The organism is Lentilactobacillus parafarraginis DSM 18390 = JCM 14109 (genome assembly GCF_001435895.1).
GTDB lineage: Bacteria > Bacillota > Bacilli > Lactobacillales > Lactobacillaceae > Lentilactobacillus > Lentilactobacillus parafarraginis.
The window spans coordinates 1-14,805 of sequence record NZ_AZFZ01000042.1; the positions used below are offsets into that span (position 1 = coordinate 1).

The 14,805-nt window shown below is 48.9% G+C and carries 13 protein-coding genes; 1 reads left to right on the top strand and 12 read right to left on the bottom strand.

The genetic code is table 11. The features are described 5' to 3' along the window. Positions 1-111 precede the first annotated feature (111 nt). The 12 genes from FD47_RS09760 to scrK form a co-directional block, all read right to left on the bottom strand. On the bottom strand, positions 112-1,458 hold the full coding sequence (locus FD47_RS09760) for a glucose-6-phosphate isomerase (protein ID WP_054735434.1): 1,347 nt from the start codon (positions 1,456-1,458) through the stop codon (positions 112-114). A 120-nt stretch (positions 1,459-1,578) separates the two neighbouring features. Beyond that, entirely contained in the window at positions 1,579-2,679 is a 1,101-nt protein-coding gene (locus FD47_RS09765) for a cysteine desulfurase family protein (protein WP_054735431.1), read from the bottom strand. A gap of 12 nt (positions 2,680-2,691) precedes the next feature. After that, positions 2,692-3,783 carry a quinolinate synthase NadA gene (gene nadA / locus FD47_RS09770; protein ID WP_056980599.1) on the bottom strand — a complete coding sequence of 364 codons (1,092 nt, stop codon included), beginning with the start codon at positions 3,781-3,783 and terminating at the stop codon, positions 2,692-2,694. A 51-nt stretch (positions 3,784-3,834) separates the two neighbouring features. Next, entirely contained in the window at positions 3,835-5,310 is a 1,476-nt protein-coding gene (locus FD47_RS09775; RefSeq protein WP_082620244.1) for an FAD-binding protein, read from the bottom strand. 287 nt (positions 5,311-5,597) lie between these two features. Next, a complete protein-coding gene (locus FD47_RS09780; protein WP_056980600.1) occupies positions 5,598-5,987 on the bottom strand; it encodes a VOC family protein in 390 nt (129 codons plus the stop codon). Positions 5,988-6,054: 67 nt separating this feature from the next. Next, positions 6,055-6,816: a DUF6198 family protein gene (locus FD47_RS09785; protein WP_054735423.1), complete on the bottom strand. Its 762-nt coding sequence runs from the start codon at positions 6,814-6,816 to the stop codon at positions 6,055-6,057. 2 nt (positions 6,817-6,818) lie between these two features. Continuing rightward, positions 6,819-7,823: a zinc-dependent alcohol dehydrogenase family protein gene (locus FD47_RS09790; RefSeq protein ID WP_054735420.1), complete on the bottom strand. Its 1,005-nt coding sequence runs from the start codon at positions 7,821-7,823 to the stop codon at positions 6,819-6,821. 518 nt (positions 7,824-8,341) lie between these two features. Further along, complete coding sequence (locus FD47_RS09795) at positions 8,342-9,688, bottom strand: glucose-6-phosphate isomerase (protein ID WP_054735417.1); 1,347 nt, start codon at positions 9,686-9,688, stop codon at positions 8,342-8,344. 17 nt (positions 9,689-9,705) lie between these two features. After that, a complete protein-coding gene (locus tag FD47_RS09800) occupies positions 9,706-10,095 on the bottom strand; it encodes a VOC family protein (protein ID WP_054735414.1) in 390 nt (129 codons plus the stop codon). Between the two features lie 196 nt (positions 10,096-10,291). After that, positions 10,292-10,993 (bottom strand): DUF6198 family protein, encoded by a 702-nt coding sequence (locus FD47_RS09805; protein ID WP_225425076.1) that lies wholly within the window; start codon positions 10,991-10,993, stop codon positions 10,292-10,294. A gap of 68 nt (positions 10,994-11,061) precedes the next feature. Further along, positions 11,062-12,063 carry a zinc-dependent alcohol dehydrogenase family protein gene (locus tag FD47_RS09810; RefSeq protein WP_054735410.1) on the bottom strand — a complete coding sequence of 334 codons (1,002 nt, stop codon included), beginning with the start codon at positions 12,061-12,063 and terminating at the stop codon, positions 11,062-11,064. Between the two features lie 100 nt (positions 12,064-12,163). Beyond that, on the bottom strand, positions 12,164-13,039 hold the full coding sequence (scrK, locus tag FD47_RS09815) for a fructokinase ScrK (protein ID WP_054735406.1): 876 nt from the start codon (positions 13,037-13,039) through the stop codon (positions 12,164-12,166). A 389-nt stretch (positions 13,040-13,428) separates the two neighbouring features. Here scrK and FD47_RS09820 point away from each other — a divergent pair, with 389 nt between their 5' ends. Beyond that, positions 13,429-14,787 (top strand): SLC45 family MFS transporter, encoded by a 1,359-nt coding sequence (locus tag FD47_RS09820; protein ID WP_040537906.1) that lies wholly within the window; start codon positions 13,429-13,431, stop codon positions 14,785-14,787. Positions 14,788-14,805 lie beyond the last annotated feature (18 nt).

Genomic DNA, 14,805 nt, shown 5'->3' on the forward strand with positions numbered 1-14,805 from the left:
CGTATTTGGAGGACTTTGTCTTCAGTCTGACCACTTAGGTCTTGAATCCTAAGTGGTTTTTTAATGAAATTGTAATTGGGATCATGCTTTTTTGAGTGAAGTAAACAGTCATTACAGCCGCTTATTCAACTCATCGCCCAACTTCTCAAACCCAGGCTTGCCTAACAAAGCAAACATATTGGTCTTATAAGCTTCCACGCCGGGTTGGTTGAACGGATTAATCCCGTTAAGATATCCAGAAATGGCGATCGCCACTTCAAAGAAGTAGATCAAATAACCCAACGTGTAAGGGGTCTGATCCGGAATGTGCACGCTCATGTTTGGCACGTTGCCGTCGGTGTGGGCGAGGGTCACCCCTTCAAATGCCTTGGTATTGGCAAAGTCCATGGTGCGGCCTTCCAAGTAACCAAGGCCATCCAGGTTGTCGGCTTCCTTCGGGATGTCCATGTCATGATTTGGCTTGTCAACCTTCACAACGGTTTCCATCAGGTTCCGCAAGCCCTCTTGAATATATTGGCCCAAGGAATGCAGATCGGTGGTGAAGTTGGCCGATGATGGGTAAATGCCCTTTTCGTCCTTGCCTTCTGATTCACCAGTCAATTGCTTCCACCACTCAGCGAAGTACTGCATGTTGGGTTCGTAATTTTCAAGCAATTCAGTAGTGTAGCCCTTCCGGTACAAAATATTCCGGTAAGTGGCGTACTGGTAGGCTTCGTTCTTAGTCAGATCAGGATCGGTGTAGGCGTCAGCCGCATCGGCCGCCCCCTTCATCAAATCATCAATGCTGGCACCGGATACCGCAATTGGTAAGAGGCCAACCGGTGATAGGACGGAGTAACGCCCGCCAACACCGTCGGGAATGACAAACGTTTCGTAACCGTTGGCAACGGCTTCCTGATGTAAGGCACCATGAGCCTTGTCAGTCGTGGCGTAAATCCGTTTCTTGGCGCCCTCAGCCCCGTACTTTTCGACTAATTTATTCTTAAAGATCCGAAAGGCAATTGACGGCTCCGTGGTCGTTCCGGACTTCGAAATCACGTTGATTGAAAAGTCGCGGTCGCCAATCAAGTTTAACAGATCATAAACGTACGATGGGCTCAGTGAGTTGCCGGCAAAGAAGACTTGCGGGAACTTGCGGCGATCATCTGGTAAGTAATTGAAGAAGGTGTCGTTTAAGAAATCAACGGCCATCTTGGCGCCCAGGTAGGAACCGCCAATCCCAATCGCAACGAAGACTTGCGAATCGGATTGAATCTGTTTGGCGGCCGCCTTGATGCGGGCAAACTCTTCCTTGTCATAATCCTTTGGCAGGGTGAGCCAATCCCGGAAATCACTGCCGGCACCGGTACCTTGACGCAGCTGTTCGTCAGCGGCATTCACCATGGCCTGCATTTCGCCCAGTTCATTGTCGTGAACGAACTTTGTTAGTTTGGAACTATCAAATTTAATGTGAGTCAATTTGTTCTTCCTCCTAAATAAATAAGCGCTTAACTTAATGATATCATTAAATGAAGCGCTTATTCTGTAAAATACCGGTTAAATTTGGAGAATTTCGGTGACCGCAACGGCGATCAATGCTTAGCTGTAATCCTGGTTTAAGGCCGCCGCAAATTGAATGACTTCATCGGCCGTGTTGCTGGGACCGAACGAGATTCGAATGAACCGGCCGGCCTGTTCCTCGGTTAATCCCAATGCCATCAACGTGTTGTCCGGGCGGGGATCCTTGATGCTGCAGGCACTGACTGTCGAGAAACAGTAACCGTGCTGGCCCATGGTTGTTGCGGCCATTTGCCCCTGAGTGCTTGGCAGCAGCAAGCCACAAATTCCGGGGTACTCGGCCCAAGCGGCAATCGGGCGAATCGACGGGGCGATCAAGGATAATAACTGTTTCTTGAGATCACCGACGTGCTTCAAATTAGCCGCCTGATGATCCCAAGCCGTGCTCAAGGCCACCGTGGCGCTGATAACTTCCGGAACGGCAATCGTGCCGGGGAGAAACCCATTCTGCTGGAAAACGTATTTGTACGGCACCTTCGTGATGGCTTGCGGCGACAGGTAGAGAATGCCGCAGCTTTTCGGCCCGTTAAACTTGTGGGCGCTGGCACTGAAACCGGCGACCCGGCTTAAATCCAGCGGGACTTTGGCCAGGCCCTGAACGGCATCGACAAACAGCGGCACGCCGGCAGCCGTTGCCACCTCATTTAACGCAGAGATATCTTGGACGATCCCCGTGATGGCGTTAACGGCTTGGATAATCACCAGACCGGTTTCGGCGGTGATTGCCCGCTTCAGAATTGCCGGGGTGACGTGTCCCTTGTCGTCAACTGGCAAGGTCTTAATTTTGTAATTGGCCGTTTCCTCGAGATACGTCAATACCTCGTATACCGACGAGTGTTCCAGGGGACTTACCAGAATTCCCTTCTTTGCCGTGCCCGTGGCGAGGCTTTGAATGCCGAGATGGTTACTCTCGGTGCCGCCGCTGGTGAAGATCAGGCCTTCCACCGGCACGTCCAGTAATTTAGCAATTGTGGCCTTGGCTTCATTTACCAGCTGGCCGGCGGCGTTGCCTGCCTGGTGGAGACTTTCACTGTTCGCATAAAAATTTTCGGCAACTTCCCGGTAGGTATCCAGTGCTTCTCGACTCATCGGGGTGGTTGCAACGTGATCAAAATAGATCATTTGGCACCTCCTTTAAACACTCAGCTGCAGCATCCGGCTCAGGGCCTTTTTAGCCCAGTAAGCCGTCTGCGAGTCGACTGTAATGACGTGACCGGAGTGGCCGGCCGCCAATTGATCCATGGTCCAGGCTAAGTGGGGCAGGTCAATCCGGTTCATCAGAATGCAGGCACATGAAAATGGGTTCAGGAACATGACCCGTTTATCGGGGTGGTTGGCTTTCAGGCGGCCAACCAGGTTGTTATCGGTACCGATGGCGATGCGGGTATTTTCCGGCGCGTTTTCAACGTACTTAATTAGGGCCGAGGTCGAACCGACAAAATCAGCCGCTTCGGTCACCTCATGGGAACATTCCGGATGAACGATGATTTTAACGTCGGGATACTTTTGGCGGAGATTATTTACATGGCCGACATTAAACTGCTGGTGAACCGAGCAGTAGCCGTTCCACAGGATCACACGAACTTTTTCGGGATGATCCGCTTCCAGAAAGTCCTGTTGGGCGTGCCACAGACCAATTTGATCGGCTGTAATTCCCAAATCCATTGCGACGTTGCGGCCAAGATGCTGGTCGGGCAAAAAGAGCAGGTGTTTGGCCTGTTTGAGCGCCCAGGTCATGATCTTCTTGGCGTTACTGGAAGTGATCGCCACGCCGCCGTGCTTGCCGACAAACGCCTTGATGGCGGCCGATGAGTTGACGTAGGTGACGGGGATGATTGATTCGCCGTAGTGGGCGGTTAAGAATTGCCAAGCTTTGTTAAGCTGAAACGGGTTGGCCATATCCGCCATCGAACAGCCAGCCATGGGATCCGGCAAAATGACGTCTTGATTGTCAGCGGTCAGAATGTCGGCCGTTTCCGCCATAAAATGAACGCCGCAGAAAACGATTTTTTTGGCGGTGTGATTATTGGCCGCAATTTGGGCGAGTTTCAGGGAATCGCCGCGGGCGTCAGCAAACTGGACGATTTCATCCTTTTGATAGTGGTGGGCCACCAGCATCAGGTCGGTGCCGAAGTCGGCCTTAATTTTTTGAATCCGGGCGACTTGGTCTTCAGGCGCTTCGTCGTAGTACCGGTTAAAGGCGACCTTTTCTTTTAAATCTAGCATAGATTATCATTCCTTTCAAACGTGATTGATGGGTAACAGGCACGCGGTGAATTATCCTGCCTGATCCGGAACCACGGATTCTTCGATGTAGTTGGCGCCCAAACTTTTCGGTGCCGCCTGCGCTGCCTTGGCAATTTTTTCAGCGCACAGGCAAAGGTTGGCGATGGCAAATTGCGTCGATGTGAGTTGGGTCGGGACCGGAGACGGGTAGTCGAATTGGTCGAGCCAGCGCAAAAAGGTCTTGAGACCAGTGCGGGTGCGGACGACGCCTAGGTACTGCCAAGCCTTATCCTGAAGGGTTGTCATGGTTGGCAGAAAGGGATCGACCCTGGAGTTTGGCAATGCGGTATTTTTGAAAGTCTCAGTCGGGGTAATGGTCATAATTTTTTCGGCGGCCTTTTTCGCGCTGACCAGGCAATCCAACAGGGAATTGCTGGCCAATCGGTTGGCGCCGTGGACGCCGTTGCAGGCGACTTCTCCGACTGCGAATAGATGCGGCAGGGATGTTTGGGCTGACAAATCAGTTGCTACGCCGCCCATCATGAAGTGGGCGCCGGGTTGAATGGGGATCCGCTTGGTCGTTTGGAACGGGACGTGGTGGTTGTCCAGATTCTCGGTAACGCCGGGGAACCGGTCGGTGAAGTTGGGAATTGCTGAAATGTCCAGGAACAGGTCGTGGCCCTGACGTTGCCAGGCCTGCAAATGACGGGCAACGACATCCCGGGGTGCCAGGTCCTTCTTGGGGACGTTGGCCATGATTCGGTGGTTATTTTCATCCACCAGAATGGCACCGCTGCCGCGAATCGCTTCGGTAATCAGGCCGTAACAGCGGCCGTGAAGCGTCAGTAGGGTTGGGTGAAACTGCATGTAGGCCATGTCCGTGAGTTTAGCGCCGGCCCGGGCCGCCATGGCAATTCCGTCGCCGGTAATCGTGGCGTTGTTGGTGGTCAGTGGAAACAGGTTGCCTAGACCACCGGTTGCCAGGACAATTGCGTCGCCATTAAAGGTCGTCAGCTGCCCGGTTTGGGTGTTGCGAACAACCACGCCGGTGCAGACCCCGGATTGAATCGTCAGCTGCAGAGCTTCCGAATTTGTTTGCCAATGCACTTGGTGGAGTAAGGATTGGACGAATGACGTTAGGGCCGCGCCGGTCCGATCCCCATTGGCGTGAAGAATCCGGTGATGACTGTGAGCGCCCTCAAGGCCGAAGTCCAACTGACCGTCAGCTTTGCGATCAAAGGGCATTCCCGCAGCAATCAGCCGTTTGATCAGGGTTGGGCCAGTGGTGACCAGCTGCTTAACCGCCGTTTCCTTATTGTGATGCGCACCGGCAACCAGCGTGTCGGCCTCGTGTTCAACGGGGGTGTCGCCGGGGTTCAGTGAGGCTGCAATTCCGCCCTGAGCCAGCATCGAGTTGCTGTCCTCAGCACTTTTTTTGGTAATAATGGTGACGTCGCAGGTCGTTTGCAGCTGAGTTGCCAGGTAACAACCGGCCAGACCGGCGCCGATAATAATGACTTTTCGCATGACGCACTTCCTTAGATAAGTGATTTGGGTAGGTGACAGATTAGTTTCAATAAAAGTAATTTGGACTTTAATTTTCCTAAAATAAAAGTAAAAGATACTTTAAATTAGTTAGTATAAAAGTAAAAACGACTTTTATTAATGCAATGAGTATAGTCTATTCATGATCCGAATTTCAATAGGGTTTCCCCTTAATTTTGAACTTTCCAAATTTAATTTCGCCGTTGCGACAACAAAAAAGCCCGATCCAGCGCTGGTTGCGTTGATCGGACTTTACGATGGTGATTGAATTAAAGAATTTGGCAGAACTCAATCGTTTCTTGATTGGGTCCCAGAATATTGAAGAACCGAATGCCCTTGTCCCAGAAAGAGGGGATTGATTGAATCTCACTGTCTTTGAGGTTTAAGCCCTGAGCCTTTGCATCAGCGAACGCCTTGTCGACGTCGGTGGTGTTTAGGGAAATGTGGTTAATGGCCCCGGTAGTCATAGCGACGGGATCGCCCTCCCAGGTTTCGATGGTTAAATTGCCGAACCGCATGAAGGCACAGCGATTTTCACCGTTATGAAACAGGCCGGCCTGATCAAATCCCAGTGATTCATAAAATGCGATGGTCTTGTCTAAATCTTTTGAAGGAATGCCAACGTGTTGGATTCCTGTAATGTCATCTTTGATTGCCAAAGTAATCTGCTTCTTTCTGTTTGATTTAACGAATTATCTGTTACGTCAATGTTATTCCGAATGATGCTTAAAGGTCTTGCTTCCCAACGTCCAATGCTTGATGTTTCAAGCCGGGAAAGACGCGGCGATCCGCAATTCCAGTGATTCCCCCTTGGAATAGGAATGCGAAAATCGTGCCGATACCGAAGTTAGTAAACTGTTGGGTGATCACAAAGGCGATGATCGCCATAATGGTTGGCGGAATGTAAGAAGCCCACATCGCCAGGTTGGCATTGCCCTTGAAGTATTTGAATCGTAAAATCTGCATTAAATCATCGGCGGGGTGCAAGACTAAGTTGACCCGTTGATAAATCGAAATTCCCGTCCCAATCAGGGCAACTCCGAAGAAGTTAAGCAGAATGTAGAAAATAATCATCCCCGTGGAATTTGCGGCAGGCAGGCCCTTGAAGAACGAGTACTTGCCGAGGAAAAAGTCTTCGAAGATCTGGATCAAAGCGGAGAAGGGCACCATGAAGATCAGGTTCCCCAAAGCCCGCCGCCAGCTCCAATGACCCACTAAGATGGCGTTCAAGATTGTAATGACAACCCCTAAAATCAAGAATGCCCAGAAGAGGTTCCAGCCAAAGGCGACACTTAAGTTGGCTTCAGCCGCGGTCCAATAAGCCGATCCCAAGTAGGAAGGGTGAATTTTCGCGCTGGTTACCAGTGTCAGCACGTTTCCGGCTGAATTGATAAGCAAAGAAATGATGAAATAGATAATCGATGTGGACATCGAGATGGTGCGACCGGTTAACAGTTCGCTGTTAGCGGTATTTTCGTTACTTGCCATGATTAGTCACCTACTTTGACAACGGCTTTTGAAATTCCCTTAACCTTGCCCTGGAGAACTTCTTCAACTTCATTAAGTGATAATTCATTGCTGATGAGGGTTTCAACGTCTAACTTGCCGCCTTGAAGCAATGCGATGGAATCTTCAAAGGCGTTGGGGTTAATGAATGAGCCCTGGATCGTCAATTGTTTTTGGTAAACTTCGTAAGTGTTCATTGCGAAATGCGCATCGGGAGCGCCAACACCAAACATCAAGACCTGACCACCCTTACGAGTTGCTTCGATGGCCTGTTCCTGAGTTTCGGGACGGCCAACGGCTTCGATCACGATATCGTAGGCGTTAATCGGTAGGGAAACTTCGTTCGTGTTGTAAGTGTTGGTAACGCCAAGCTTGGTCCGGTTAAGGTCGAGCTTCTTGTCTGAGTGGCCGCTTAGGTCAACTTGGTGAACGCCATAGGCTTGGAGAATTTGGGCAAACAATTGGCCTTCAAAACCATCACCAATGACCAGTGCGCGTTGGTAAGGCGTCACGTTTAACAACTGCACGCCATGAACGGCACATGAAATTGGTTCGATGGCTGCGGCTGCCTTGAATGAAATGTCATCAGGAATTGGGTAAACCACTGATGCGGGCGCTGTGAAAAATTCTTCCAACCCACCATTCCGGGTAACCCCAACGGCTGATAAGTTATCACACAGTTCTGGGCGGTCAGTATGGCAGTAGAAACACTGGCCACAGTAGATGTTAGGATCAACGGTGACCCGGTCGCCAACTTTCAGGTTGGTGACGTCTGACCCAACTTCGGCAACGACGCCTGAGTTTTCGTGGCCTAACACGATTGGGGGAACGGCGTCGGCTGAACCTGGCAAGCCGTTGTAAAGTGCGTGATCGGTCCCACAGATTCCAGCATACTTGGTTTGGATCTTAACCTCGTTGGGTTTAACGGTGGGTTGGTCGATGTCTTGAACTTCCATTTTCTTGGTTGCGGTTAATACTAATGCTTTCATTAATAGATCTCCTTTGAATTTGATAGAGCAAACGTTTGTGACAGCTTTCAAAAAATAAATGCTGGATCGCATTTGTAAAAAAATACCAGTTACGTTGTTAGCAATGACGAAATCTTTTTTCATTTATGAATCGATCGGCGTCTTGCTCATCGCAAAATCATTGATGAAAAAATCATTCGTCTTGTGAATACTGATTCAATATAACACATATTTTTAAAAAGAAAAGCCCTTTAAACCCATACTGCAACTGACACAAGACCATGTGGAAACGCTTAACATATTGTGGCAGAGCGAACTTTTTAAATAAAACAGACACGGAAAAATATGTAAATTAATTTCATTAAGACACAAATGGGTTTCGTGTCCAAATCTATGAAACCGGTTAAATGAAAATCCATTTCAAAGTTTATGGTAATCATCACAAGCAAAAAAACCAGGTAAGCCCTCCGTCGACTTACTTGGTTCATTGTTTACAGTGTAAGGAATAATTGTTTCTACAAATTTACAATCAGGTGTTATTACAGTTGTTTCCGCAGCTTGTCACCGAGTTCTTCGTATCCCGGTTTGCCAAGCAGCGCGAACATATTGGTCTTGTAAGCTTCAACGCCCGGTTGGTTGAACGGGTTGATACCATTCAGGTAACCGGAAATTGCAACCGCTACTTCAAAGAAGTAGATCAGATAGCCCAACGTGTATGGGGTTTGATCCGGAATGTGGATGCTCATGTTCGGTACGTTGCCGTCGGTGTGGGCGAGGGTGACGCCCTCAAAGGCTTTAGTGTTGGCGAAGTCCATCGTGCGACCTTCCAAATACTTCAAGCCGTCCAAATTGTCGCTCTCTTTTGGAATATCCAAGTCGTGATTTGGCCGATCAACTTTCACAACGGTTTCCATCAAGTTGCGCAGGCCTTCCTGGATATATTGCCCGAGAGAATGCAAATCAGTTGAAAAGTTTGCTGATGATGGGTAGATGCCCTTCTCGTCCTTGCCTTCGGATTCACCCATGAGCTGTTTCCACCACTCGGCCAAATACTGCATGTTCGGTTCGTAGTTTTCCAATAGCTCTGTGGTAAAGCCCTTGCGGTAAAGAATATTCCGATAAGCCGCGTACTGATAAGCCTCATTTGTGGTAAGGTCGGCGTCTTTGTATTCATCGGATGCGTCGGCGGCGCCTTTCATCAACTCATCGATGCTGGCACCGGAAACGGCGATTGGCAGCAGGCCAACCGGGGAGAGAACTGAGTAGCGGCCGCCAATCCCGTCAGGAATGATGAAGGATTCGTAGCCGTTGGCGTCAGCTTCCTGCCGCAACGCACCGTGGGCCTTGTCAGTTGTGGCGTAGATCCGCTTCTTCGCGCCGTCAGCGCCGTACTTTTGAACCAGTTTGTCTTTGAAAATGCGAAAGGCAATTGATGGCTCCGTGGTTGTTCCGGACTTCGAAATGACGTTCACGGAAAAGTCCCGGTCGCCAATCAGGTTGAGGAGATCGTAAACGTACGATGGGCTCAGCGAGTTGCCGGCAAAGAAGACTTGCGGGAACTGCCGCTGATCATCGGGCAAATAATTGAAGAAGGTGTCGTTTAAGAAATCAACTGCCATCTTCGCACCGAGGTATGAACCACCGATGCCAATCACGACCAGAACCTTTGAATCCAACTGAATTTTCTTGGCGGCTGCCTTAATGCGGGCAAATTCTTCTTTGTCGTAATCTTTCGGCAGGGTGAGCCAATCCCGGAAGTCACTGCCGGCACCGGTACCTTTGCGTAATTCGTCATCGGCTGCGGTGACCATTGCCTGCATTTCGCCTAATTCATTGTCATGAACAAATTTCTTTAATTTAGAACTATCAAATGAAATGTGTGCCACGTTGATTCCTCCTCAGATTAAAGTATTTGACAAAATTCGATGGTTTCTTCGTTTGGACCGAGAATATTGAAGTACTTAATCCCTTTTTGCCAGAAGGATGGGATTGACTGAATTTCCTCGTCAACTAACCGAAGTCCCTGAGCCTTGGCGTCAGCAAATGCTTTTTCAACGTCCGGGGTATTTAACGAAATATGGTTGATGGCGCCTGCCTTGCGGGCAGTTGGATCACCTTCCCAAGTTTCGATTGTCAGGTTGCCGAATCGCATGAAGGCGCAGCGGTTTTTACCATTGTGAAACAGGCCGGCTTCTTCAAAACCAAGTGACTCGTAAAATGCGATTGTTTTGTCTAAATCTACTGAGGGAATCCCAACGTGTTGGATTCCGGTAATATCATCTTTAATTGCCAAAATGCATGCTTCCTTTTTGAATTTATTTTTGATTGCTAGTTATTTTGTGGACCCTGAATTACCCAGGGCTCGTTACTCACTCATAGGACAGCTCCGACGCCCTTGATGCTAACATCTAAGGATAACTTGGTAAAAATCCAAAACCGGGATTTCCACCAAGTTACCCTTAGATACCGCATCACCCAGGGCTCGTCGCTCACTCGTTTTTTCCCACATCCAATGCCTGATGGGTCACATGCGGGAAGATGGTCTTGTCCGCAATTCCGGTGATTCCCCCTTGGAACAGGAAGGCGAAGATCGTCCCAATTCCGAAGTTGGTAAACTGCCGGGTCATCGCAAAGGCAATGATCGCCATGATGGTTGGCGGAATGTAGGACGCCCACATCGCAATGTTTGAATTGCCCTTGAAAAATTTAAACCGTAGAATTTGCATTAAATCATCGGCTGGGTGAAGAACGAGATTTACCCGCTGATAAATGGAAATTGCGGTACCAATGAGGGCGACGCCGACAAAGTTTAACCCGATATAGAAGGCGATCATCCCAGCGGAGTTGGCCGGGGGAAAGCCTTTGAAGAACGGGTACTTGCCAATGAAAAAGTCCTGAAAGATCTGAATCAGCGCTGAAAATGGTACCATGAAAACCAGGTTACCAATCGCCCGGCGCCAGCTCCAGTGGCCCACCAGAATGGCATTTAAAATGGTGGTGAGAACCCCGAGAATGAGAAAGGTCCAAAATAGGTTCCAGCCAAAGGCAACGCTCAGGTTCGCCTCGGCTGCCGTCCAGTAAGCTGCCCCCAGATATGACGGGTGAATTTTTGCACTGGTTACCAGCGTTAAAACGTTGCCGGCAGAGTTAATCACCAATGACAGAATAAACAGATAAATTGACGTTGACATGGATATCGTTCGGCCGTTTAGAACCTTTTCGGGGGCTGCGGCCGTTTGGACCTTGTGACTATTCAATATTAATCACCTACTTTAACAACGGCTTTCGAAATCCCTTGAACCTTGCCTTGTAAGACTGGTTCAACTTCTTCAAGTGATAATTCGTCACTGATAATTGGCTCAACGTTCAACTGACCGCTTTGCAGCAGGGCGATTGAATCTTCGAAGGCGTTTGGATTGATAAATGAACCCTGAATAGTTAATTGCTTTTGATAAACTTCGTAAGTGTTCATTGAGAAGTGGGCGTCTGGCTTGCCGACACCGAACATCAGAACCTGAGCGCCTTTTCTGGTAGCTTCAATTGCTTGCTCCTGAGTTTGTGGCAATCCAACGGCTTCAATGACGACATCGTAGTCGGCTGGAATCTTGTCACGGGTGGTGTTGTAAGTGTTTTGAACGTTGAATTTTTCCTTGTTCAAAGCCAATTTCTCATCGATAATTCCGGCAAAGTCAACTTGGTGGCAGCCGTATGCTTGCAGCAACTGAACGAAGAGCTGGCCCATGAAGCCGTCACCGATAACCAAAGCCTTCTGATAAGGGGTGATGTGCAGCAACTTCATTCCGTGAACGGCACATGAAATTGGTTCGACGGTTGCGGCCTCCTTGAAGGTGACGTCATCAGGAATTGGGTAGACGTTGGATGATGGTGCGGTGAAGGATTCTTCCAGGCCACCATTTCGAGTAACCCCAACGGCGGATAAATTGTCACAGAGTTCTGGCCGACCGGTGCGGCAGTAGAAGCATTGGCCACAGTAGATGTTTGGATCAACGGTCACCCGATCGCCAACCTTGACGTTGGTGACTTCTGATCCGACTTCAGTGACAACCCCGGAATTTTCGTGGCCGAACACGATTGGGGGAACGGCGTCAGCTGAACCTGGCAGGCCGTTATATAAAGCGTGGTCGGTACCGCAGATGCCGGCGTACTTGGTTTGAATCCGAGCTTCATTGGGCTTTAATGCGGGTTCGTCAATGTCTTCAATTTCCATGTGTTGCTTTGCTGTAAATACAAGTGCTTTCATTTTAAATATCTCCTTTGACTTTCAGACAAACGTTTGTGGTAAATGATGGGGTGAAAACGCACCCTAGCGGCAATCCCTCAAGTTTCAACGGGACTGATCCTTACTTGTTGTACTCTTTGAGCGCTAACGCAAAGTCGCCAACCGTAGCGGAACCGTTATCCTTTACCAATGGCATCACAATGTACTTGTCGACGTCGCCCACGTCAACGTAATCATTGAGCAGGTCCTTAAACTGGCTTCTAACCTTCTTGAGGAATGCCTCACTGACAACGCCGCCGCCAAAGACAATCTTGGCTGGTCGTAAGATGAGCGTCACCTGGAGCGCTGCTTGGGCAACGTAGTAGGCCATAATGTCCCAGACGTGATCGGTTAACGGCACGTCCTGGCCCTTCTTGCCGGTGCGGGCTTCAAACGTTGGCCCGCTGACCAGACCTTCAAGGCAGTCGCCGTGAAATGGGCAAATGCCCTTAAAGTTCAAATCGTCAGGATGACGCTTCAGCCGAACGTGGCCCATTTCGGGGTGTCCGAGATCACCAACAAAGTTGCCGTCGATGATTGCGCCGGCACCAACGCCGGTCCCGATGGTGTAGTAGACAAGCGAATTGATTTTTTCGTTAAACAGGGTCGCCATGACATATTCACCATAGGCAGAACCGTTAACGTCGGTTGTCCAGGCAATTGGAATGTCGAAGTCCTGCTTCAAGCGACCGACAAAATCAACATTCTTCCAATGAGGCTTGGGGGTGTTGGTAATATACCCATACTTGGGTGAATTCTTCCGAATCTCAATGGGGCCAAATGACGCAATTGAGATGGCCTTGAGATCCTTAAACTGTTTGAAGTAGTCAACCGTCTTCTGAAGGGTCTCTTCAGGGGTTGTGGTTGGAAACTTCGTCTTGTCCAAAATCCGATAATCCTCATTACCAACGGCGCAAACAAATTTTGTGCCGCCGGCTTCAATACTGCCTAATAACATGTATTAATCACCGACCTTAAATTTATTCCATATGGAAATGATGTTGTTCATGAACACGCTTTCAATATAGCACATCTGACTGGTTTGTAAATGTAAAAACTAGTTGGAAAAGAACACCTGATTTTCATAACAAATGCTTGGTATAGACCACCACCGATATATACAAGTGAAAATATAGAAATAAATTTTTTTGAGAAAATTTTTCTGGCCGGGAAATCACCCGGAATCCTTAAATAGTAACCGTTACCAACATCTTAACAATAGCAAAGTAACCGGTTACGTACTAATTAATTCAATGCAACCGGTTGCACAAATTTAAAAGTCATGGCATAATAAATCTTGTAAAAGCAATTATTCAGAATTCTAGGGAAAGATATGGAGGAGTCAATATGGAAGAGCGAAGTGCTGAAGCCGCAACTAAGAAGTCCGGCTTACCCAAGTTACCAGCGACGACTATTTGGATGATCAACTTTGGTTTTTTGGGCGTTCAAATGGCCTTTACCTTACAAAGTTCACAGATGAGCCGAATTTTTCAAACAATTGGGGCGGATCCTAACAACCTGGGGTGGTTCTTTATTTTGCCGCCGCTTGCCGGATTGATCGTCCAGCCAATCATTGGTTATTACTCAGACCGGACCTGGGCACCAAAACTAGGCGGACGCCGGTTGCCTTACCTGGCGTTAGGAACCTTAATCGCGATTATCGTGATGTGCTTGCTTCCCAACTCGGGGAGTTTTGGATTCGGATACGCATCGATCACCGCGCTGTTATTCGGGGCTGTGACGGTTGCTTTACTGGACGTTTCCTCAAACATCGCGATGCAGCCATTCAAGATGATGGTTGGCGATATGGTCAACGATGATCAGAAGAGTTACGCCTACGGGATTCAAAGCTTCTTGTCAAACGGTGGGGCGGTTATTGCTGCCATCTTCCCATTTATCTTTACGGCCCTTGGCGTTGCCAACACGGCCAAGAAGGGTGTGGTTCCCCAATCAGTTGTCATTTCATTTTACGTTGGGGCCGCAATCCTGTTGTTAACAAGTTTACTAACGATTTTCAAAGTTCATGAATATGATCCGAAAACTTACGCTAAGTACCATGGCATTAGTGAAGAAGCCAACACCACTGGCGGTAATTGGTTCTCCCTGTTGAAGAAAGCACCAAAAGTTTTCTGGACGGTCACGCTGGTTCAATTCTTCTGCTGGGTTGCCTTCCAGTATCTCTGGACATACTCAGCCGGTGCCATTGCCCACAACGTGTGGAACACCACGAACGCAGCATCAACCGGCTATCAAGCAGCTGGTAACTGGTACGGGGTGTTAGCCGCCGTTCAGTCAATCGCCGCGGTTGTTTGGTCATACGTTTTGGCAAAGGTTCCTAATAATCATCACAAGTTGGGTTACGCGTTGAGTCTTGGGCTGGGCGCTATCGGGATGCTTTCGGTATTCTTTGTTCACACGCAGTACATGCTGGTCGTTTCGTTTATTCTCGTTGGGATGGCTTGGGCCGCAATGAACACCTACCCATTGACCATGATTACGAACGCATTGTCAGGTGAACACATGGGGACCTACCTCGGCCTGTTCAACGGATCAATCTGTTTGCCACAAATCGTCGCTTCCCTCGCCAGCTTTGGTCTGTACCCGTTACTTGGACATGGTCAAGCCAATATGTTCCTACTCGCAGGAATTGTCATGGCAATCGGAGCGCTCTGCGTGGGCTTAATTAAAGAAACTTACAAGGCTTAAAAATAGAAAGGACAGTTC